Annotated in this window: 20 protein-coding genes and 1 pseudogene; 6 read left to right on the top strand and 15 right to left on the bottom strand. The window is 39.2% G+C overall.

The window, feature by feature from the left end; translation table 11 throughout:
- Positions 1-170 precede the first annotated feature (170 nt).
- Positions 171-1,019 carry a DUF805 domain-containing protein gene (locus tag IGI49_RS10940; RefSeq protein ID WP_429964519.1) on the top strand — a complete coding sequence of 283 codons (849 nt, stop codon included), beginning with the start codon at positions 171-173 and terminating at the stop codon, positions 1,017-1,019.
- Positions 1,020-1,044: 25 nt separating this feature from the next.
- Here IGI49_RS10940 and IGI49_RS10945 read toward each other — a convergent pair whose 3' ends face one another.
- The 13 genes from IGI49_RS10945 to IGI49_RS11005 all read right to left on the bottom strand — a co-directional run bounded on the left by IGI49_RS10945 (position 1,045) and on the right by IGI49_RS11005 (position 10,950).
- Positions 1,045-2,403: a TPM domain-containing protein gene (locus IGI49_RS10945; RefSeq protein WP_429964520.1), complete on the bottom strand. Its 1,359-nt coding sequence runs from the start codon at positions 2,401-2,403 to the stop codon at positions 1,045-1,047.
- 79 nt (positions 2,404-2,482) lie between these two features.
- Positions 2,483-2,971 carry an N-acetyltransferase family protein gene (locus tag IGI49_RS10950; protein WP_429964521.1) on the bottom strand — a complete coding sequence of 163 codons (489 nt, stop codon included), beginning with the start codon at positions 2,969-2,971 and terminating at the stop codon, positions 2,483-2,485.
- 260 nt (positions 2,972-3,231) lie between these two features.
- The gene (locus IGI49_RS10955) at positions 3,232-3,696 is read right to left on the bottom strand and encodes a VOC family protein (RefSeq protein ID WP_207705236.1); all 465 of its coding nucleotides are present in this window, start codon (positions 3,694-3,696) and stop codon (positions 3,232-3,234) included.
- A 200-nt stretch (positions 3,697-3,896) separates the two neighbouring features.
- Positions 3,897-4,337: a hypothetical protein gene (locus IGI49_RS10960; protein WP_429964522.1), complete on the bottom strand. Its 441-nt coding sequence runs from the start codon at positions 4,335-4,337 to the stop codon at positions 3,897-3,899.
- Positions 4,338-4,394: 57 nt separating this feature from the next.
- Complete coding sequence (locus tag IGI49_RS10965) at positions 4,395-5,207, bottom strand: MerR family transcriptional regulator (protein ID WP_429964523.1); 813 nt, start codon at positions 5,205-5,207, stop codon at positions 4,395-4,397.
- A 130-nt stretch (positions 5,208-5,337) separates the two neighbouring features.
- On the bottom strand, positions 5,338-5,931 hold the full coding sequence (locus tag IGI49_RS10970; RefSeq protein ID WP_429964524.1) for a GNAT family N-acetyltransferase: 594 nt from the start codon (positions 5,929-5,931) through the stop codon (positions 5,338-5,340).
- 93 nt (positions 5,932-6,024) lie between these two features.
- Complete coding sequence (locus IGI49_RS10975) at positions 6,025-6,600, bottom strand: TetR/AcrR family transcriptional regulator (RefSeq protein WP_429964525.1); 576 nt, start codon at positions 6,598-6,600, stop codon at positions 6,025-6,027.
- A 14-nt stretch (positions 6,601-6,614) separates the two neighbouring features.
- Entirely contained in the window at positions 6,615-7,115 is a 501-nt protein-coding gene (ilvN, locus tag IGI49_RS10980; protein ID WP_429964526.1) for an acetolactate synthase small subunit, read from the bottom strand.
- Positions 7,105-8,787 carry a biosynthetic-type acetolactate synthase large subunit gene (gene ilvB, locus IGI49_RS10985; protein ID WP_429964527.1) on the bottom strand — a complete coding sequence of 561 codons (1,683 nt, stop codon included), beginning with the start codon at positions 8,785-8,787 and terminating at the stop codon, positions 7,105-7,107. Before ilvB ends, ilvN begins: the two co-directional genes overlap by 11 nt.
- Before the next feature lie 144 nt (positions 8,788-8,931).
- Complete coding sequence (locus IGI49_RS10990) at positions 8,932-9,663, bottom strand: TraX family protein (protein ID WP_429964528.1); 732 nt, start codon at positions 9,661-9,663, stop codon at positions 8,932-8,934.
- Between the two features lie 71 nt (positions 9,664-9,734).
- On the bottom strand, positions 9,735-10,199 hold the full coding sequence (locus IGI49_RS10995; RefSeq protein ID WP_429964529.1) for a hypothetical protein: 465 nt from the start codon (positions 10,197-10,199) through the stop codon (positions 9,735-9,737).
- Positions 10,200-10,267: 68 nt separating this feature from the next.
- The gene (locus tag IGI49_RS11000; RefSeq protein ID WP_429964530.1) at positions 10,268-10,741 is read right to left on the bottom strand and encodes a hypothetical protein; all 474 of its coding nucleotides are present in this window, start codon (positions 10,739-10,741) and stop codon (positions 10,268-10,270) included.
- Positions 10,741-10,950 (bottom strand): helix-turn-helix transcriptional regulator, encoded by a 210-nt coding sequence (locus IGI49_RS11005; protein WP_207705226.1) that lies wholly within the window; start codon positions 10,948-10,950, stop codon positions 10,741-10,743. Before IGI49_RS11005 ends, IGI49_RS11000 begins: the two co-directional genes overlap by 1 nt.
- 210 nt (positions 10,951-11,160) lie before the next feature.
- Between IGI49_RS11005 and aguA the strand changes: the two genes are divergently transcribed.
- Positions 11,161-12,264, top strand: coding sequence for an agmatine deiminase (aguA, locus tag IGI49_RS11010; protein WP_429964531.1), 1,104 nt, complete (start codon positions 11,161-11,163; stop codon positions 12,262-12,264).
- Between the two features lie 45 nt (positions 12,265-12,309).
- On the opposite strand, the gene IGI49_RS11015 is transcribed toward aguA, so the two are convergent.
- The gene (locus tag IGI49_RS11015; protein ID WP_429964532.1) at positions 12,310-13,083 is read right to left on the bottom strand and encodes a helix-turn-helix transcriptional regulator; all 774 of its coding nucleotides are present in this window, start codon (positions 13,081-13,083) and stop codon (positions 12,310-12,312) included.
- Positions 13,084-13,225: 142 nt separating this feature from the next.
- Between IGI49_RS11015 and IGI49_RS11020 the strand changes: the two genes are divergently transcribed.
- Both IGI49_RS11020 and IGI49_RS11025 read left to right on the top strand, forming a co-directional pair.
- On the top strand, positions 13,226-14,614 hold the full coding sequence (locus IGI49_RS11020; protein WP_429964533.1) for an APC family permease: 1,389 nt from the start codon (positions 13,226-13,228) through the stop codon (positions 14,612-14,614).
- 143 nt (positions 14,615-14,757) lie between these two features.
- Positions 14,758-16,293 (top strand): annotated as a pseudogene (locus IGI49_RS11025) (IS1182 family transposase); the annotation flags it as partial.
- A gap of 120 nt (positions 16,294-16,413) precedes the next feature.
- Here IGI49_RS11025 and IGI49_RS11030 read toward each other — a convergent pair.
- Positions 16,414-17,283, bottom strand: a complete 870-nt coding sequence (locus IGI49_RS11030) for a hypothetical protein (RefSeq protein WP_429964534.1) — start codon at positions 17,281-17,283, stop codon at positions 16,414-16,416.
- Between the two features lie 430 nt (positions 17,284-17,713).
- Between IGI49_RS11030 and pflB the strand changes: the two genes are divergently transcribed.
- Positions 17,714-19,990 carry a formate C-acetyltransferase gene (gene pflB, locus IGI49_RS11035; protein WP_429964535.1) on the top strand — a complete coding sequence of 759 codons (2,277 nt, stop codon included), beginning with the start codon at positions 17,714-17,716 and terminating at the stop codon, positions 19,988-19,990.
- A gap of 319 nt (positions 19,991-20,309) precedes the next feature.
- Entirely contained in the window at positions 20,310-21,665 is a 1,356-nt protein-coding gene (locus IGI49_RS11040) for a GNAT family N-acetyltransferase (RefSeq protein ID WP_429964536.1), read from the top strand.
- Positions 21,666-21,734 lie beyond the last annotated feature (69 nt).

Consider the following 21,734-nt stretch of genomic DNA (forward strand, 5'->3'; position numbering starts at 1 on the left):
TCGTTACCTATTTTTTTCTGTAAAATGAACCAGCCAAATTCTCTTTTTTATTTTTAAAATTACATAGCTATTTTGTTTGAGTTGTGTATACAATAGGAGGAACGATAACCATTGTTTCTTAATAATGAGTTATTGACTATTTTGGAGTGACAATAAAGGAGTTAAAATGAATGAAGGTTATTAATCAGGTTCCAGGAGAAGTAGGCTTTAAACAAGCCATTAAGGATTTTTTTGTCGGATATGTAGAGTTTAAAGGGCGGACAACCCGTGCAGGGTATTGGTGGGTTCAACTTATTTTGATGTCTATTCGCCTTTTGTTTGGACTCATTTTATTTACAACGCTATTTTCAGCAATTATTAATACCGGCATGATGTATGGATACTATGACTATTATATGTCTGATGATGAGATTGCTTGGGAAGTATTCAGTGCATTATTTCGTATTTTGCCAATTTTAATTTTCTATTTTGTTTATTCGTTGGCCATCTTACTGCCAAACTTGTCATTAATGACTCGTAGGATGCGAGATGCGGGACTTCGAGGACGGGGACTACTGGTTCACTACATTGCACTATTTTTATTAGGCATGTTCCAATTTACTTTTCAAGTAGCTAGTACGTGGTCACCAGGGTATTATGTAGCATCTATGCTGTGTCTGTTTCTTAATCTAATTATCTCCATTGAATTGTTTGTGTTCACCTTAATGCCAACAGATGAGATAACTGTCCGCAGCAACAGCAGCTTTTTACGCTTCTTCTTTAGAGAAAAAGAACTGCCAAATGTACAACCTTTAACAGAAATTCTTCCTCAAGAAACTTCAGAAAAACCAGTGGAAGAAATCATTGAAGAGTTAAAAAATGAACCTGCCGTTTCTTCTAGCAACGAGACTAGCAACGAGACTAGCAACGAGACTAGCAACGAGACTAGCAACGAGACTAGCAACGAGACTAGCAACGAGACTAGCAACGAGACTAGCAACGAGACTAGCAACGAGACTAAAAATGAGCCACCGCTATAAAGCGGGGCTCATTTTCTATTTGTATTTACCAGCCGCCAGAAGCACCACCGCCACCGGAAGATCCTCCACCAAAGGAACCCCAAGAGCCGCCGCCACTGTTGCCGCTTGAACCGCTGTCTGAATGATTGGACGGATTGTAGTGGGAAGCTAAGTAAGCAGTAGTGATCACATCGCCATTATAGCCATACAGAGTATCCCCTACTAGAATACGACCCAAAGACTGTTTCTTAGCCTTTGGATATTTTGCTAGGATTCTTCCACGCTTTACTGCATTTTTAACTTGTCCAGCTGACCAAATAGTTCCTATCTCAGCCATCATCAAATAGTAAAAGGATGTTTTCTTTATTTTGATTATTCGAGCAGCTTTCTCCTGCGTACTTCTTCCTCGTTGGAAAGTCTCCAAGTCAGTTTGAAATCCCTGATAGTACTGCTTCATCAACCTTCTACCTCGAAAACTGCTAATTAAAACCCCTGCTAATAAGAGGATTCCAATCAATAAAATGATTATCTGCAGCCAGTAAAGCAATTGGTTATTGCGTTTTGTCCGAGTGATAGCAGCAATTTGCGAATCTACTAAAGCCGTCTTTGAATTCATGATATTAAACACGTCGTCCACTACTTGGCTAACTGCCACATCATATTTTTTATCTTCAAAAGCTTCCACTACATCATCGTCACTAATAATGTCATCAGCAGTCGAATCTGTAATCAAACCTTCCAATCCATAACCAACTTCTAGACGAAATTCCTGATCTCCCAAGGCGATTAAATACAAAACACCGTTATCCTCATCCTTGTTACCAATTCCCAGCTGATTGAAAATCTTTTCAGCATAAGATTCAATACTCTCACCCGAAGGTAATGCTGGTACGGTAACGACCTGCAGCTGTGCACCATTTGTACTGGCTGCCAATTGTTTGTTTAAATCATATATTTTCTTTTTAGTCTCTTTATTCATCATATTGGCATTGTCCGAGATAAAAAGGTTATTACGATTTAAGCGAATGGATGCATTCGTACCTTTTATATCCACTGTATAAAGATCATTCTGTTCTGGATAGTCCTTTAAATTAGCCAGATTCTCATCCAATGTTTCTTTAAAATTTCCGGTCGCTGCTTCCTTCTCCCCAGAGAGAATCGCTGATTTTTCCAACTCCAATTGCTCAATCTGAGCGGTATATTTTTGATTATTTTCAGCGTAACTTTGATAGTTGCCTGGTAAAAGTCTTATCGCAAATAATCCTAAAAAAACCATCATCACCAGCAACAAACAAAGCTGCTGGATTCTATTCTTTCTGTTCAACCTTTGAAAATTTTCCTGCGCTCGCTTGTTCACCTTGTCAAAATTTCGCTTTTGTTTTGCATCCTCAGTTTCTTTTTTCATCTTAATTCCCTACTTTTTCATCTTTTCATCTATTATACGCAAACTTTCTTTTTCAAAAAAGAGACTTTGGACGGATGTTTTAGTCGGAAAGCTCTTCTAGAAAACAGACCATAATATATTCTTGTTCATTCTCGTCAACAATCGTAAAGCCGACATTTTGATACATTTGAAGCGCATAGTTATCCTTTTGTACTGCTAAAGACGTTTTCGAGTACTCCGCCTGCTTGAGATATGCCAACATCTGCTTCATCAGTGCTGTTCCAATCCCCTGCCCTCGATATTCTGGTAAAAGAGAAATTGAAAATTCCGGTGTCTGATCATCAATTGAACCAAAGCCTTCAATATTTCTCACCCAAACTGCGCCAACAATTTTCCCTGCTGTTTCGGCACATAAACAATAATCTTCAATTTGTTGGCCAAAATCTTCAATGTAAACATGTACTTCCGGCTTATATATTTCCGTTCGCGGAATCAAATTCTCCAAGTCGCGTTGAAAAATTGCTTGATACAAAAACTCTTCCAGCAACGGATATTCCGTCGGCTGCATTGTTCGAATGATTACTTCCATTATTACAAATCCTCCTGATTATTAATTTGAATAATCAGCCGTTCGTCCACACATAAGTCATCCCCCTTTTTGAATTAAGCGTACCATCAAACCCTAAGTAAAGACTAGTAAAATTTCTATCTCACAAACAAGCAACCTTAAAAACGAAGGGATTTCCATCGTTTCACCTTATTTTTTAAGGTCTTCACTGGGGTTACCCTTTGATTCTACGGAAAAAAAACAGCGAATAGTTTTCTATCCACTGCTTACCCTATTTAAATTTACTTCAACAGCCGTTCAATCATTTTAGGTGTTAAACCTGTTTTTTCAGCAAGCTCTTCAATAGTCAGGCCAGTTGCTTGAAGGCGTTTCATCATTACTGACAAATCCTCACCGACTTCCACAATGTGCTTGTCTGGATCATACAAGCGAATTACTTTTTGTCCCCATGGCATTTCAATCTCTTCACCAAGCTGCTCAACCCCCAGCTTAGCTAGCTTTTCACGAAAGCTGTCAAAATCATCTTCTTCAAAATACATTTCGGCATCATTGCCTTGATACTTGAAAAAGTCAGGCGTACAATGGGTAAACTCTACCCATGAGCTTTCGGTTTGCAGCGACAAACCTCCTGTCAGAGTTACATTTTCACCTAAATCTGCAATCACTCGAACACCGATTACCTTAGTATAAAATGCTTTTGATTTTTCCATATCCTTCACTACCAGCATAGGTCCTTTGAACTTCATGATCTACCTCCTTTTATTTCAGTTTAGCATAAAGCAAACAAAGAAGACTCTTGAATCTTGCCAAAAACTGCGAGTGTATTTAGCCTTACACAGAAAAGATCTTAAAATCCAAAACAAGTGCTCTATCTTCGCTTAGCTTTTATGGGAATGGGTCATTTTACCTAAAAAATGAGGCAAATTGTATTTAGGAATGAAACAGTTTATTCTCGCTCTTGGAAATAGACAGTGATCTCCTCAGCTGTCAGATGGCGAATTTCAGCTAGAGCAAACTCTTCAAAATGATCCACCTGGTAAACAGGCATCATTTGGATCGTTAACTTATTGTGTTTGTTTAAGTAACGTTCAAAATCTGACTGCTGAGGGAAAATTTTGTAAGATTTGCGACCGCTGATGCTAATTATTTCATAAATACCACAATTGGTCTCAGCCGTCACATCAGCTGTACGTAAAAACAATCGTGCAATTTCCGCCGTTTTGAAGGGAAAGTTCCAACGCCGTAATCCACGTTTTTCGTCTGCTTGAATACAAATGCAACGTCCACAGGTACCGCAAATATATTGTTGATGATTTTCTAGACAATCTCTAGGGTTCAATAATGGTGTTATACGAAAATGCTCGCTGTAACACTCGGGACAAGTCATGATCATTCCTCCTGTTGTCAAAGAGCGTCCCCAATACTTAGAGGACGCCCCTTTCGCTTATTTACTGACAACGAACCCCGATTCTGTTACCCAATTTTCAGGATTAGGATCTTCGGCTGGTGAAACATGACCAATATTAATCATCGGTCCTACCACCTTGTATTCATTGGCTTCAATCCATTCCCCTAATGCTTGAGTAACCTGCGGCATTTGCTCAAAAGGACCATTGAAGGTTACAGAAGCCATAATGAAACTTGGCGCTTTTTCAAATTTGACTGATTTTATGTCTGGATATTCGCCGATTACAGTTGTTTGAACCTCAACATCCGGATTTTTTTCGACGAATTCCTTGTCATGAAAGATGGTCATATTCATTGACGGTTGAGTCATTTTAGCTTTCGTTTCCTGCATGCCTTGTTGCAGTTTCATCCAAAGTTCGCCCTCCATAGTATAATCAGCAATTCGTTCCCGTACACTTAATACATTTCTTTCAGCTACTTCTTTTACTACTACATTATATTTAGTCATTTCTATTCCTTCTTTCACGTTTTGTTGGAGCAAGGAGATCATCCGCTGCTTCTTCATAACTTCATCCAGATCTTCTTGCAGTTTTTGTTCTTGCATGGTGTAATGTCGTTCTAAGAATTCTAAATCGTTCGTTTCAATGATTTCCTTAATCGTCTTCAACGGCAGACCTGTTTGCTGCAACATTTTGATTTGGTTTAGCAATCCTAGCTGACTCGCTGAATAATACCGATAGTTAGATTGTGTATCTATTTTTTCTGGAATTAATAAACCTAATGCTGCATAGTGATCCAATGTTCGAACAGTGGTATTAGATAGTTTTGAGAATTCTCCAATTTTAAACATGTTTGTTCTCTCCTTATAAATATGTTTTACTTCGTCCTCGCTAGCTTACTTATAGTATAGAGTCACACGTAACGTGGGAGTCAACACAAAATAAAAAACTTTTTTGATCAAGGACCAAAAAAGTTTTCTGCTAGCAATTATTCATCGCTTTTTTCATTTTGATCGGGTAACCCCATCCCTGTAAGATTGCTGGTGAAAAGCGCTGATGCTTGTAATCAACAAAGCCAATCTGTTCATAGAGTCGTTTGGCATTTGCGTTCTTTGATAGAACCTCAAGGTGGCAAATTTGAAAGTCTGGTAATTCTAAACAGTAATGAATAAGCTTACTCGCCACGCCTTTGCCCCGAGCTGCCTTAGCTGTAGCAAGTACATCAATGTACAGATCGGTTTCTTCTTCTACCACTTTGCTTTGAAAAATAGCGTTCATTTGCCTACAGATCATACTACCCTTCACATTCCCAAATAGTTTTTGACACTGACTTTTCTCAAATTTAATCGGTCGTACTTTGTTCGTCGCAATCCCGACAATTCCCAGTACTTGATCTGCTTCCCTATAAAGTAAAATGTAACTTGGATTAAAGGAGTCCAGAAACAACGCCTCCAATTTTTCAATCTCTTTAGTAAAAGTCATCATGTGACCAAAGCCCTCAAGAAAAACATCAACTGCCTGCTGCTTTTGTCCATTGGTTAATTCTGAAAATTTGATTATTTGGTAGTCAGCCATACCATACCTCCAAGATTTATTAAATTCCTGCAAGATAAGCTTACCAAATTGACAATCCTTTGTATTCCGCCCCAAGCATGATTTATTTAAAAACTAACTAATCACGCCTTCACTAAACATTTCCACGGCTTGGAAAATAAACGCTTTGTTTTCCTTCTCAAATTGCTGATTATCGGAATAAGCATGCAGAAAAGCAAAACCAATTAGACTTGAGAAAAGAACCTCTGCTGTTTTTTGAGGATCAGCCACCTTAATTTTCTTTTGCCTCACCATCTCTACCAAATACTCTTCAATTAACTGGGTAAAAGCGGCTGGTATCTTTTGAACATAGGGCAATGTTTCCTGATAAATATCTTGAGCTCGTAGTCCTAATGAAAAACGAACAATATCCGGTGGTACTTGTTGAAAATAATTCTCCATAATCAAGCGCAGATCGTTTTTCAAGTCCCATTGAAACTGATCAACCAAGTTCTCATCTGTATCTGGAATCCACTCAGCTTCTTTTAAGGTTGCCAGCAGCAGTTCTTTTTTTGACCCGAATTGTCTGAACAACGTAGTTTCATTGACCTGCGCTGCTTTCGCGATATCTTTAGTGGTCATGGAATGATAACCTTTTTCGATAATCATCTTTTTCGTGGCTTCCATGATATTGCTTCGCGTATTTTTCACTGTACTCTCCTTTGTTACCGACTATGCAGACGGGTTAAGGCGACACTGCCGCCTCGGACAACCTCCATTCCCTCCGGAAAAAGCTGCTGCAACTTTTGCATCAGTCGATCATTTGTTTGCTCATTGGCTAGACTCTCGATTATTAATGCCTGTGGGCTGCTATCAACAATCGAAAAAGTAAATTCATTCTCCACTAACAGCAACGGTTCCATTTCCGAATAATTAGTAATTTTCACATACATGACTTCTTTGGCATGAAATGGCTGTTGAGTATAATCAACCACCTGAATGACTTCTACCATATTATTCAGCTGATGCTTCACCTGTTCAAACGTACGGTCATCACTGAATAGACTAATCGTCATGCGAGAAGTATCTGACTGTTCAGTCTCACCTACCGTTAAGCTATTTAAATTATACAATTTTCCTGAGAACAATCCAGCAACTCTTGCAAGTACTCCTACTTCATTTTCAACATATACACTCAGCCATCTTTTTTCTGTTTTATTCTCCATAGCTAATCATTTCCTTTAAGCTTTGACCTGGGGGGACGATCGGCAGTACATTATGTTCTCTGGCTAACATAAATTCGATTATTAACGATTTATCAGCATTCGCTATTCCTTGAGTAAACGCTTCTTCAATCTGCTCCTCACTGGTAACTCGTATTCCATCCATCCCATAACTACGAGCTAAAGCAATAAAATCAGGTACATAAGATGTTTTTTGAAAGGACAAATCGGTATAGGAATACCGTTTATCATAAAACATTTCCTGCCACTGACGAACATTTCCTAAACAACCATTATTGAAGATACAAATGATCACTGGGATATTTTCCATTACAGCGGTAGCAAGCTCCTGCAAATTCATCTGAAATCCACCGTCTCCGGTTATAACAACTACCTTTTTCTCAGGATTTCCCAACTTTGCTCCTAAAGCAGCTGGAAAACCAAACCCCATCGTACCTAACCCACCAGAAGTAAGCAATTGAATATTTTTGCTTACTTGTAAAAACTGTGTTGTCCACAATTGATTTTGTCCAACATCTGTCACGACAATTGTATTAGAAAAACAGTCATTTATTTTTCGAATAATTTTTTCTGGTGTTATACCTGCTTCTGCCATTTCAATTGGTTGAGCTGCTTTCTTTTCTTGCAATTCCTTCAGCCAGTTTTCATAAGTTCTAGACGCAACCTGCTTAGTCAATTGTGGCAAAATCCGTTGAACATCACCCACAATAGCCAGCTCAGCGTTCACATTTTTTCTGATAACCGCTGGATCAATATCTAGATGAATCAGCTTCGTAGTTGGACAGAAGGTCTCACTTTTCCCTGTTACTCGGTCACTTAAGCGTGTACCAATCGCTAAAAGGACATCGCTGTTCATGATGGCATAATTCGCAACAAAGCTACCATGAATTCCAATATTACCTATATAAAGTTCATGATTGCTGGATAATGCACCTTTTCCCATAATTGTTGTTACAACCGGTATGCGGCTCTTTTCAAGCAGCGCCAGCAATACTTTATGTGCTTTACCACGATGAACACCTCCACCCACTAAAACAACAGGATGTTTTGCTGTATTCAATAAATTTGCGGCAGCTTGAACCTTTTCAACTGATGCTTCTAATTGCGGCTGATATCCGCGAATCGTTACCTCTTCTGGATAATTGTCACTCCCCAGGGCTTGTTGAATATCCTTAGGTATATCTACCACAACCACTCCTTGTTTCCTAGTTTGTGCAATGACAAAAGCCTTCTTGAGAATCGCGCCTAAGTCTTCACGTCGTTTAACTGTAACCGCATATTTAGCAATTGGCCGGCATAATCCGACCATATCAATCTCTTGAAAAGCGTCCTTTCCAATTAAATGAGTCGCTACCTGTCCAGTAATACAAACTAACGGTGCCGAATCGTACCCCGCTGTTGCAATACCAGTGATTAGGTTAGTCGCTCCCGGCCCACTAGTTACTATACAAACTCCTACTTTGCCAGTTGAGCGCGCATACCCATCTGCCGCGTGAACTAATCCCTGCTCATGCCTAGGCAGCACTACCCGAAATTCTTCTCGTTGATACAATGCATCAAACAAATCAATCGCTTGGCCCCCTGGATAAGCAAAACAAATCTCGACCGCCTCTTGGATGAGTGCCTTAACTACTAATTCAGCTCCCGAAATCATATAATCAACCTCCAATCTTAAAATGCAAGTATTTACTTGCATTTTATCACATGAGCTTTTTCTGTCAATAAAAGTTTGCTTGTTCGAAAAGCAAAAAAAGTCGTTAACAAAAATTGCAGTGAATTTCTGTTAACGACTTTAGACTTATTGAATTAAAAAGCGAATACCAACGAGAAGTAGCAGATGCAACGGATAAAAACCATAAAATCCCCATTTTACCCAGGTAGGAGAGTACCCGCGCTCGCCATTATAGGCCAATAAAATCGGAATAACCAATAAAATTCCCAATCCAGTAAACACTTCATAAAGTGGAACTACCGCTGGGGCGCTGACATGCATTAATGCCATAATTACGAATAAAAATACTGCCCCATAAATAACAGGAAGAATGATGCCTATTTTACGACCCCGTAATTTGTAAAAACCAAATATTATCAGTACACCAATTAAAGTCCAGTCTGACAGGATAGTCGTAAATGAGAAAAGAAAGGCTAAAACGACCTGACCACTCGTACTTTTAACCTTTTCACAAGTCATCAACAAAAGTAGTCCCATCAAGAGTGTGAAGAAAATGTTGTTAACCAGTTCAATCGCACTAAATGGATGATTCGGATGAAACAATAAATGAAAAGGGTAGGCAGAAACCAGGCAAAAAATCGCTAATCTTCCCGCATACTTCGTTCGATTCTTCGTATAATAGAACCCTTCAACCAGCAGATACGCCATAATCGGGAAAGTCAGCTTTCCAATAAATTCAGTGAAGAAATATATTGGTGGAGAATAATCCCCCAGGCTAAAGCCGCTCCCAATATGGTTTAGTGCCATCGCAATAATTGCAATTAATTTTAATTTGAAACCGTCAATTGATCTAGTCATAGTGTCACTCCTTCTAATAAAAGTATGACACAACTCCATCATGCCGACCTCCTACTTTAGTCGGAAAATGATTATTTCTTTGAATATCTCTCTTCACCGGTAACAGTTATCCAAGTTGTAAGACTGTCTTTTAACGTCCATGTACGGTAGCGCCAACGGCTTATTAGCAGACAAATTGCAAATACGCCAAGATCAACTTCAAAAAATTCCAAATGAGCTCTTTTCACATCCAAGTTACTTATGTATAACCCAGACGAGACTAAAAAATGATAATCATTACCGGTGTTGATAAAAACCAGCAATCGAGTAAGCATCTGACCAAAGTGCAGCAACAAAATAATCACAAAGCTCATCGCCATCGCATGAACTAAAATTCTTCTCACCAGCTCATCATTCTTTCTACTTACTTCTTTGATGAGGTAAACAAGCGAAGAAAAGAAACCATAGATCGACAGAAAACTAAATATCCATACCACAATTCTTGTACCTATCCCTAAACCAGCTAGGTAAAAAGAACTAACTGTCCTCAATTCCATCACTTTTTCTTCCCTTCCAAATAACCTATTTTCTCAAACGGCAATAAAAGTACTCCACCTAATACCTGCTATTTCTTCTTCAACTGTCGATTTTCTTTAAAAGCAGCAACTCCCGCCGCGAAACTTTCTTTCAAACTCCAAGTCCGATAGCGCAAACGGCTTGTTACTAGACAAATCCCCAAGATAACTAAGTCTACTCCAAAAGATTCAAAATGATTTCTAGGTGGGCCGTCTAAACCATAAATCAACAACCCAGGTTTAACCAACAAATTGATATCCGTCCCAGTCTTCTCATAATGAACCACTCGTACAACCATTTGGACAAAATGAAGAAGTAGAATAATCACAAAGCTCTTGGCTAAGGCGTTAATAAAGCCCCTGTTCTCTACCTCATAATTGGTTTTGTCTTGCGCTCGAAGAATAAAAAGAAAACTTTCTCCAATTGCATAGATCTCTAAAAAGAGTAAGACTATGAAAAAAATAACCCAAAAAATATTAACCTCAAAAGTTCCCCGAAAAAAAGCATACCCAGATCTTCCCATCACTTCTTCTTCCCTTCCAAATAAAATATTTCCTCAAACGGCAGTTCAAAATACTCCGCAATCTTCAAAGACAGCTCCAGGCTAGGATTGTACTTACCTTTTTCAATTGCCGTCATGGTCTGACGTGAAACTCCCACAGCATCAGCCATCGTATATTGCGGAATTCCTCTGGCTTCCCGAATCTCCTTGATATGATTAATGACTTTCATCTGCTTCCCCTTCGTAAAGATATCTTTACCTAATTATAACTTATCTTCAAAAAATGTAAAGATACTTTTACCTTGGATTTTTCTTACCCTAGTAGACTACTTCATTTCTACTTCATTTGAGTAATCCTAACAAATACTTATCCTCACTAATTTATTCAATTAGTTGATTAGGCATACACTAAACACAACAAAGATAAAGGAGTGGAAAAAATGGCACGATCAATCAAAGACAGTACACCAAAAAAAGACGGCTACCGGATGCCGGGAGAATTTGAAGAGCATGAATGCTCCTGGATTATTTGGCCAGAGCGCACCGATACTTGGCGTGATGGCGGTAAACCAGCGCAAAAAGTTTTTGTGGATGTAGTTGAGAAGATGATTCCGTATGAAGAGGTCCGTGTAATTTGTTCGGCGGCGCAGTATGAAAATGCTCGGGCGCGTTTACCAGAGGAAGTTCGGCTCATTGAGATGTCCACCGATGATTCTTGGGCACAGGACAAAGGTCCGTTTTACGTAATCAATGATACAGGCGATATTCGCGGCGTTGACTGGGGCTTCAATGCCTACGGCGGATTAGATGAAGGGCTGTATTTCCCTTGGAAACTGGATTCGCAGTTTGCGCAAAAGCTGTTAGAATTAGAAAATATCGACCGCTACGATGCGACTGCTAAAATGATTCTGGAAGGCGGAGCAACACAGGTAGATGGTGAGGGTACCCTGATAATCTCTGAGAACAGTGTCTTCAATGACAATCGTAATCCGGGAATGACTCGTGATGAGATCGAGGATTTACTGAAGGAATACATGAATTTAGAAAAGGTTATTTGGCTTAAGGATGGAATGGCTTTTGATGAAACCGATGGACACATTGATGATGTCTGCTTCTTCATTAAACCTGGAGTAATCGCTCTTTCTTGGACGGATGATGAAGAAAACCCACAATACAAACCATTAAAAGAAGCCTATGATATTCTGAGTCAAGAAACAGATGCTAAGGGACGTAAATTAGAAATCCATAAAGTACCGATTCCTGAAATTCTTTACATTAGCGAGGAAGAAAATGCGGGTATTGATATTAGTGATACCGCAGCAACTCGTGAAAGCGGCTTGCCGCTGGCTGTTACTTATATTAACAGCTATATGATTAATGGTGCATTAGTGGTACCGCAGTTTGATGATCCGATGGATGAGGTTGCTTGCAAAATGTTCAAGGAATTAATGCCTGATCGTGAAATCGTCCGTATCTGGAGTCGCGAATGGTCCTTGTGCGGCGGCAACATTCATTGTATGACCCTGCAAAAACCTAAACCTTAATAACCTGAGGTTGCTGAGAGTGCTGCCTGATTCTCAGCGACCTTCTTATGTGTTCAAAGCTTTGTTCATGAAGGCAATCAACTGATTGCGATTTTTACAGCTAGTTTTGCGGTAAATATTGGCCGCATGTTTGCGAACGGTATGGACACTAATGTACATTTGCTGGCTGATTTCTTCCATGCTGGCTTCAGAACACAACCAACGAACCACTTCTTGTTCCCGCTCCGTTAAATGAAATTTATCCAATGGTTGCTCAACGGTTTTGTCAGATAAAATTGGCAGACCATGGGGATACAGCTGCGTCAGCTTCAGGGTAAAATGCGGCTCTAAAATCGTTAAAATGGCTAAATCTTGCTGAGTAAAATCGCCACGTTTACGAGAATTGAATAGATTAAGCGAGCCATAAGGGGTATTTTCCCGTACAAAATTTATTCCGCAGCTATAATACAAATTCATTGGCTCCAGCCATTGATTATACAAAGGAGTTTGTTCCCGTACTTCTTCCGTAACAATTTTTGAATCACAATAAACGACAGAATTTTTATGAAGGGAAAACATCCAGGAAACATAATCACCATAAATAAACGATTCAAAGTATTCATTCAGTTTTTCTTGACTGATCGTTAAAGATAGCGGGTTGAAGTAACGTGTCTGGCCTTTTTCAATCCGAGCCATATCAAAAAAAGAACAGTCTGATATGACTAATTCAGGAAGCTTTTCTAGTGTGGTCACACGTAAAGCATCCATTGTGTCTGTCTGGTAAATGGAATAGATGAAGGTATTGATTTTCTGCCACACACTATCAGTAAGCGGTATCATTCCTTTGCCTCCGATCATTTTTCTTGATTATAACACTCCGTAGGTGCCATGTTAGCTAGTTCTTTTGAAAATCACAAAAAATGCGAAGGTTTTGCTTGAGCCATTTGCAGTGCCCTAGTATATGAAAGGAATGCGTAGAACCATGGAAGAAAAAAAAGTAAGCTTGGTAAAAAGTATCTTATTTACGATTTGCAGTGTTTTAGTATTAGATTCCTTCGTCGCCTCCTCAGCAATTGGCGTTTCTTCGATTACAATTTGGCTGATTACTACCGTACTTTTCTTTTTGCCCTATGGCTTAGTAACTGCTGAGTTAGGAAGTAATTATCCAGGGGATGGCGGAATTTATTTATGGATCAAACGATCCTTTGGTGATAAGATCGGGGTACTAAATGGTTGGTTTTACTGGGTGAATGTCGCCTTCTGGATGCCCGCTGTATTTGTCGCCTTCTCCAGTTGGTTTTCTTATGCATTCATGCCAAAGGCCAGTCCGTTCTTTTTAGCCGGTTTGGCTTTAGTCATGTGCTGGTTAATTGTTTATATTGGTATCCGTGGAGTGGATCTGTCTGTCACCGTAACGAATATCGCCGCAATTTTCAAAATAGCTGTCCTGCTGATTTTCGGCTTTATGGGCATTGTTTATGCCCTTCAACACGGAACTGCAAATGATTTTTCCGCAGCTTCGTTTATTCCTACTCCTGGAAATACCGTGCGCTATATTTCAGTCATAATTTATAATCTGCTGGGTTTCGAATTGATTGGCTCAATTGGCAATCAAATTGCGAATCCTGGAAAAACGATTCCTAAAATGACAGTAGTTGCTGGGGTAATTATTTCAGCCCTTTATATCTTCGGGACCTACGGAGTATTAGTTGCCATTCCAGCAAATCAAATTGATACAGTAGATGGTTTTTACTATGCTTTGCTGGAACTATGCAAAGTATTTGGCAGTTTTCAAATGCCTGTTTTTTACGTGATCATTTTGGTATCGATGAGCACTCTCATTTCCAACATGGTCTCTTGGACCTTAGGCGCCAATGAAGTTTTTATTGCTGCAAAATTAGATCAGCGAAACCGTTTCTTGAAGCATCGCAATAAAAAATATGGAACACCTGATGGCTTGTATTATTTCATGGGTATTGTGGCTACTTTCTTGATTATTGTCAATTACGCAACGACTGGTGATGCCAATGCCATCTTTTGGACGATCTTCTCTTTTAGTGTGATTATTTTGATGATTCCATACCTGTTTATGTTTCCAGCAGCCATTATTTTACGAAAAAGGGATGCCACAATGCAACGTGTCTACCAAGTACCTGGTGGCATGACTGGTTTAGTCATTTGCTCCATTTTAGGTGAAGCTTGTTTGATTCTCAGTATGGTTTTAATGTTTGTTACCGCCGAATCCAGCTTTGTAATCGGTACTTATGTTGTAGGAACAATTATTACACTGCTGTTGGGCATCTGGCTCTATCATTCTAAAGGACAAGTTTCAAATGATGAATCCCCACATTTACCGGATGAAACACGTTGAAGATATGAGGCTGTGACATAAGTCTTAAAAAAATGCCGGTGAAATGACGATTATCGTTCTTTTTACTGGCATTTTTGGGTAAAATAAAAGAGTATAGGTGGCCGCCTATACTCAAACTTTAATCCTCGAAAGGACCAAAACACATGACTAATTATAACATGGCTCAGCTTACTTTGAATATATCTACTTCCTATGTTCCAAAAAAAGAGAATACTGCCTGGTTTATTCATGAATTAGTTGAGGCTCTTCAGTTCAAGGAACCTTATCTTTTTGGTAGACCTCGGGAGTACGATCTTAGTTTAATGCTAAAACTCGTTTTATTTGCTTATACTCGCAGCGTATTTACTAGCCGTAAAATTGAACAACTTGCGGAAGAAAGTTTGCCAGCACGCTGGTTGACGCAGGAACGTGTGCCTTCTTATCGCACTATTGCACGTTTCCATATTTCCAACGATGTAGAAACGTTAGTCAATCAAAGTCTGGAATCATTAACCAGCTATTTACGGGAACGTCAATTAATTGATGACGCCCTCTTTATTGATGGTACAAAGATTCTAGCCGATGCGAATAAATACAGTTTTGTTTGGAAAAAGAGCACACTTCGGTATGATCAAATGAATCGTGAAACGATCTTGACCTTGATGACCGAGTTAAAAGAAGCCTATCAAGTAAAACATATTCCTGAAGGTTCAGACCTTACCTTGGACCGATTGGATGAAGTTCTAACACGGTTAGAGCTGCGTTTAGAAGAGGTGGAACAGGAAATACAAGAGACCAAAAAGGTCTCTCCTAATCCTGCAAAACAACAACGTCGAACAGTGAAATCACAAAAACGAAAACTAACGGAACGTCGCGAAAAAATGGCTGAACATCACCTTCGTCTCACTCTTTGTGGAACTCGCAACAGTTATTCAAAGACGGATGTAGATGCTACTTTCATGCGGGTTAAAGAAGATCCCATGCATAATGGCCAGTTGAAGCCGGCCTATAATCTACAGCTTGCCACTTGTAATCAATATATAGTAGGTTATGATGTTTATCAAAATCCGACAGACACAAAAACGTTACTTCCATTTTTAGACAAAATGGATTTGGTTGAAGAAACCGTGATTGTTGCTGATGCAGGATATGGGTCAGAAAAAAATTATCGACAATTAGAGGATGAGTACGCACAGTATACTGCATTGATTCCTTATGCAACAATGCTCAAGGAACAAAGTAAGAAATGGAAAACGGATGAGCGAAAAGTCATGAACTGGACCTATTATGAAGAAGCCGATTATTACGTGGATCCAAAGGGTGTTCGTTGCAATTTTCATGCCTACCGTCAACGAATAGATGATGAAGGGTTCGTAAAAGATTTTAAAGAATATCAAGCGGAGAAATACGATCAGAATAAACAAGTTATTCCAGCCGCATTAACACAAAAAGGATACACCAGAAAAATAAGCGTCAACCCTTCCTGGGAATATTTTAAAGCGAAACAAGTCACTCTGCTTTCAACTCCTGAAACAGGAAAAATCTATGCACGAAGAAAAATCGACGTAGAACCTGTTTTTGGTCGGATGAAAGCTTGTTTAGGTTTCACTCGTTACCATGTTCGAGGTATGGAAAAAGTGAAGAGAGAAACCGGCCTCCTCGTGTTGGCCCTCAATATGATGAAGTTGGCAGTTGCAGGACGAACTTCAGGACTTCTTACATAGACAAAATGACCCCCTCACTGAAAATCATTGATAGATTTTCGGGAGGTGGGTATTTTTTTTATTCGTTTAGAGACTACTTATGTCACAGCCTCTTTTTTATGTTTTACACACCTCAGCAAACAAATACCCAATCCATTCGGAAGCTTTACGTCGGGTTTCAAAGGCCTTGTACCCCTTGTGCCCATAAATATAATCTAGTTTCCATTGCTGTGGAGCTATTTCTTTTTCTCGTAATAAATCCTTTAGCGGTTGACTTTGCTTGTCTTCCCATAAATGAGCTTTATTAGCAATGAAAACTAAATCAGTTAACGAAAGCATGTAGGCTTGCGGAAACATGATATCGGTAATATGCGCGCTAATCGGCTGCTGGTTAGAAAGTCGTTGGAAAAGCTGATGCTTCAGCATATAGTCTGTTCCTTGCTTTATTAGTACTTCCACTTCTTCATCTCTGTGGCTAGTGTACTCTGCGTAAGTAATTAATCCTCGCACCGTTTTTCCAATTCCAATATAGCAGGGAGTTTTGAGCATACAGCCACCATGCTTACAAATTCCTTTGTGAGGCCAACTGGTGGTATGATTGCGTTCAAATACTTGGTACCTTTTAATCCAATTTAAGGCTGCTTGAACCTCTGGTGACTTTGCTTGTCCCAAACGAGTAAAAGCTTCCAACAGCATCACGTTGTAGCAAGGGACAATTCCCTCAACTTTTCCGGTATAAGAAAAGCCCTCCTCTGTGGCAGTAGTTGCTATTACATACGCCATCAGATTTTGAGTATAAGGAAGTCGTTGGCTATAAGGAATTTCTGCTAAACAAAGCAAACGAAAGATAGCGAAGAATGGCTGCTCAACCCAGTCTTTAGTTAGCTTTTTTACGATTGGAGATGCAGCAAGATACTGTTCAATTTCCTGATCGGTGAGTGACTGTTTTTTATCATAAGCTTTTCGAAGCTGTAAGGCTGTATCCATCTTAATCCCCTCCTACTTTACTATAAATCAGCAGCATAAAAAAACAAACCTCCTTTTTAGCAATTCCTTCACATACTTACTCATCTTATTTTTATTTAATCATAGTTAAATTACAAATAGTATCATTAAAATTTTATCATAAACTGTTATACAGCATATCAATCTGTTGTATAAAATTAGCGGAAAATCTAGTTTTTTTGACTATTTTCGAAAAAACAGTAGCAAAACAGCAACATTATCTGTTATACTCTCGGTATCAAGAAGCGCTTTCTTTCAATCTCAATAAGGATACTTATTCTGCATATTTCCACTCTAATTGATAATTAGAATAATTATCATATATTTTTAGCAGATTAGTATATTGCATGACCCCCCGACTAATATTTGGAAAAAATAATTAGTCACACAACGAATAATAAGGAGAATTTCAATGAAAAACAAATTACAGTTTGAACAATGGGAAGGTTTCACTCCCGGAAAATGGCAACATGAAGTAAACACATTAGACTTTATCAAACGCAATTACACTGAGTACACAGGCGACGACAGCTTTTTAGAAGAAGCAGCACCAAGTACAAATACTTTATGGGACAAATTACAAGAACTATTTGACGTACAGCATAAGAAAAACGGTGTTTATGACATGGACACCAACATTCCAGCAACGATCACTTCTCATGAGCCAGGCTATCTGATTAAAGAAGAAGAAAAAATTGTTGGTTTACAAACAGATGTACCGTTGAAGCAAGCTTTCATGCCTTTTGGTGGCATCAACATGGCGAATAAAGCTTTAGAATCAAATGGCTACGATGTCGATGACCAAATGTCTTTCATCTTCAGCAAATGGCGTAAAACACATAACCAAGGTGTTTTTGATGCTTATACAGATGAAATGCGCTTAGCACGTAAAAACAAAATCATCACTGGTTTGCCAGATGCTTACGGCCGTGGCCGCATCATCGGCGACTACCGTCGCGTTGCTTTATACGGAATTGACTATCTAATGGAACAAAAAATGAAAGACCATAAATTGGTCGGCAACAAAACCATGACCAACGATGTCATTCAATTGCGTGAAGAAGTTGCGGAACAATACCGTGCCTTAAAAGACATGAAAGATATGGCCGCTTCTTACGGCTTTGATATTTCTGCTCCAGCAGCTAACGCTAAAGAAGCAATCCAATGGTTATACTTCGGTTACCTAGCAGCAATCAAATCACAAAATGGAGCAGCTATGTCTATCGGACGTATCTCAGCTTTCTTGGATGTCTATATTCAACGTGACTTGGACCGCGGCTTGATTACTGAATTTGAAGCACAAGAATTAATCGATCACTTAATCATGAAACTACGTATGGTGAAATTTGCCCGTACTCCTGAATACAATCAATTATTCTCTGGTTACCCAATCTGGGCAACTCTGTCAATTGCTGGTATGAACATGGATGGTTCTTCATTAGTAACGAAGAATGACTTCCGCATTCTGCACACATTGACTAACATGGGACCTTCACCAGAGCCCAACTTGACTGTTTTGTATTCTTCAAAATTACCAGAAGGCTTCCGAACTTACGCAGCAAAAGTTGCTAAGCAAAGCTCTTCGATCCAATTGGAAAATGATGATCTATTACGTCAATACTGGGGTTCTGACGATGCAGCAATCGCTTGCTGTGTATCAGCAACTGTTATCGGTAAAGACATGCAGTTCTTTGGTGCTCGTGCTAACTTGGCAAAAGCAGTCTTGTACGCAATCAACGGCGGCGTCGACGAAATGACTCACATGCAGGTGGGACCAAGAATGCGACCAATGGATGGCGACACGTTGGATTACGATACATTTATCCAAAACTACAAAGACATCATGGACTGGTTAGCTGAATTATATGTAAATACATTGAACGTGATTCATTATATGCATGATAAATATGCTTATGAAGCACCTCAATTAGCATTAATGGATACTGACTTGAAACGTACCTTTGCGACTGGTATCGCTGGTATTTCTCACGCAGCAGACTCTTTAATGGCTATCAAACATGGTAACGTTAAAGTCATCCGTGACGAAACCGGACTTGCAGTGGACTACGTTCCACAAAACGAGTTCCCAACTTACGGGAATGACATTGATGAAGCTGATGAAGAAGCAAACTGGATCTTGGAATACTTCATGGCCCAAATCAAGCGTCAGCATACTTACCGCAACTCAACACCAACCTTGTCATTATTGACAATTACTTCAAATGTTGTGTACGGTAAAAACACTGGGAATACACCAGACGGACGTCGTGCAGGTAAACCATTGGCTCCAGGCGCAAACCCAAGTTATCAAGATGGCAAATTCTTAGGTGAGAAAAATGGCCTGTTGGCATCTCTGAACTCAACAGCAAAATTAAACTACTCATGTGCACAGGATGGTATCTCTGATACTCAAACAATCAACCCAGGTGCACTTGGTCGCTCAGATGATGAAGAAATGCAAATTGATAACCTGCGTAACGTCCTTGATGGTTACTTTGACCGTGGCGGTTACCACTTAAATGTCAACGTATTTGGTCGTGAACTGTTGGAAGAAATGGATAAGGACATCGATAATCCTAAATACGCGAACTTTACTATCCGTGTATCTGGCTACGCTGTTAAATTCCGTGACTTAACACCTGAACAACGTCGCGACGTAATCTCAAGAACTGACCACCATTCATTATAAGAAATGCTTTTAACATCGGAAGATTTTTCTTCCGGTGTTTTTTTGCCAGTCCAACTTTTCGCAGTTTCATTCAGAGCGAAAGAAATCTATAAAACCTATCAGCTACTCTTCGTTCGTGTTGTTTAGTTGGATGGTAGGCGGACGAAGTCAATACTCATTTTTCCTGCACTTAGAAAAATGATTCCCTTAGATTTAGTTAACCACCCATACAACTTTCACAGTCTCTATGACTTTAGATACTTTTCGGCTTAATTTAAAAAGTTCTCTCCTATCACTAGCCCTTTCATGATACAGTAAGCATGAAAGGAGTCGTGAATTTGTGAACAAAAAGAGCTATCACTTCTACGCCATGGCAAGTATTTTGTGCTGGTCTATTTCCTATGTGCTGTCTCGCTTTATCATGGGAGAGTTTTCAGCCTATTCCATTTCATTTTTACGCTACATTGTAGCCTCAATTGCCCTAATTTTATTAGCACCTATAATTAAACTTAAAAAAGTTGAAAAACAGGATTTGGGTTGGATTTTCTTAACCGGTGCCGTCGGTTTTTTCATTTACATGATCGCTTTTAATAAGGGATTAGAAACAGTCAATGCCGCTACTGGCAGTGTAATCATTGCAGCAGTTCCGATGATTTCTTCCGTTTTATCCAGCTTTATTTACAAAGAGAAATTAACCAAACTTCAATGGTTTGCCAGCTCCCTCTCTTTTATGGGGGTGCTGTTGATCACTTTACTGCCTGGCGGTTTTACGATTAATTATGGCTTAATCTGGTTTTTTGTAGCAGCTTTTTGTATGAGTTTTTACAATCTGCTTTCCAAGCGCTTAGTAAAAAAATATGCTGCAATTCAGGTGACTACCTATAGTATTTTTGCTGGAACAATTTTACTTTCCATTTTTTCAGTTAGTTCTTTCCAACAGGTACAGCAGGCTTCTTGGCTCGCAATTCTTTGTATTGTCTTAATGGGCGTTTTTTCCAGTGCTGTAGCCTATGTTTGCTGGGCTAAGGCTTTTGAACGAGCAGACAATGTAGCATCGGTTAGTAATTATATGTATTTAACCCCTTTTTTTACTTCTATCTTAGGTTTTCTGCTAATTGATGAGGTACCCGGCTGGTCAACGGTGATTGGTGGTCTATTTATTTTGGGCGGGCTGGTTCTATTTAATAGCAAACTAGCGAAGAAAAGTGAAAGGGTCCAATTCAAACAGCTGACAAAGCAAGACACCGCGGAAGCAGCTGAAGTCATTCGAAGAAGCTTCGCAACGGTTGCCGAAGAATTTCAACTAACCAGAGATAATTGCCCTACCAATGGTGCCTTTACTCAAACAAACCATCTATTGTATGATCTGAAGCTAGGCAAAAATTTATATGGTGTTTTTTACCAAAATACAATGATTGGTTTCTTCCAGTTAGAAAACACACAAAACCAGGAATATTCCTTAGAAAAGGTAGCAATTCTACCCAAATATCGCCATCAAGGATATGGCAGCATGATCATGCAGCAAGTGAAGACTTTAATCAAAGAGAGAGGTGGAAAGTCCATTAAAATTGGTATTATTGAAGAAAACACTCGCTTAAAAAAATGGTACGAAGAACATGGATTTGTTCATTTGGAAACTAAGACCTTTACCAACCTCCCCTTTGAGGTAGGATTCATGAAATTAGACATAGACTAAAAAAAGTCAGCATATCGCTTGCCTTAAAGTTAGGGTTAAGGTTTATGATGATATTATCCTAAGGAAAGA

Source organism: Enterococcus sp. AZ071, from assembly GCF_050499065.1.
In the GTDB taxonomy this organism is placed as follows: Bacteria; Bacillota; Bacilli; order Lactobacillales; family Enterococcaceae; genus Enterococcus_A; species Enterococcus_A ferrettii.